Source organism: Vibrio sp. 1069, from assembly GCF_033340555.1.
Map to the genome: position 1 here is coordinate 1 of NZ_JAWOWP010000438.1, position 670 is coordinate 670.

Sequence of the window (670 nt, forward strand, 5' to 3'; positions counted from 1 at the left end):
CATGGGCTCACTCTTCTGGGTGTTGTGTTTTTCATTGTTCTTGAGCTGGGTTACGGCAATTACACTCACGCCTTTCTTAGCAGACCTGCTTCTAAAAGAAGAAGAGAAAGACACGAACGGTGAAGACGAAGACCCTTACAAAGGCTGGTTGTTCGTTGTATTTGGCGCGTTGCTTAAGTTCTCGTTACGTTTTCGTTGGATGACGGTCGCTGCGATGGTGGCGTTGTTAGTGGGTGCCGTTATTGCGTTTGGCAATGTGAAGCAGCAATTCTTCCCACCTTCGAATACGCCGATGTTCTACGTTGATATGTGGATGCCAGAAGGTACGGATATCCGTCAGACCATTAAGCAAGCGGAAAAAGTAGAAAGCTATATTCGTCAGCAAGATGACATCGATTTTGTCTCGGTTTCGATTGGCCAAGGTCTACAACGTTTTGCATTGACGTACCAACCGGAGAAAAGCTACGAGGCTTACGCTCAGTTCCAAGTGCGAACAACTGACCGTGACAATATGTTCAAGCTGCTTCACAAGCTGGATGACAATTTAGCGAAGACGTTCGATGAGCCTACATTCCAGTTCAAACTGATGGAATTTGGTCCGTCTCCAGCGTCTAAAATTGAAGCGCGTATTACTGGCCCAGATCCGAAAGTGTTGCGAGAACTAGCGGTT

Annotated in this window: 1 protein-coding gene; it reads left to right on the forward strand. The window is 46.9% G+C overall.

Going from position 1 to position 670, the window contains the following annotated elements; translation table 11 throughout:
• On the forward strand, positions 1–670 hold a 670-nt coding region (locus tag R7040_RS26990; RefSeq protein WP_318097677.1), incomplete at both ends, for an efflux RND transporter permease subunit.